Source organism: Halomonas sp. SIMBA_159, assembly GCF_046536035.1.
GTDB lineage: Bacteria > Pseudomonadota > Gammaproteobacteria > Pseudomonadales > Halomonadaceae > Vreelandella > Vreelandella venusta_A.
Genome location: NZ_JAWJBT010001545.1, coordinates 1 through 238 on the forward strand (window position 1 = coordinate 1; position 238 = coordinate 238).

A 238-nucleotide genomic window follows, 5' to 3' on the forward strand; every position below is an offset into this window, starting at 1 on the left:
GTCCGCCGCGCCGACCTGGGTCGGCGATCTGGACAAGGGGCTGGAACAGACCCGCTGGTTCCCGGCCATGGTCGGCAACCACGTCGCCGACATCGTGGAGAAGTACGGGATGGACAATCCCGACATCCCGGCCTCGTTCACCAGATATATCGAGGGGCGCAAGGGCTACGACTACAAGAAGCACGCCTCCAAGGACGCCGACCATCTCGACTTCATCACCGACGATGTGGTGGAGAGC

The 238-nt window shown here is 63.0% G+C and carries 1 pseudogene; it reads left to right on the top strand.

What is annotated here, in order from left to right:
- Positions 1-238 (top strand): annotated as a pseudogene (locus R0J87_RS24410) (TIGR03842 family LLM class F420-dependent oxidoreductase); the annotation flags it as partial.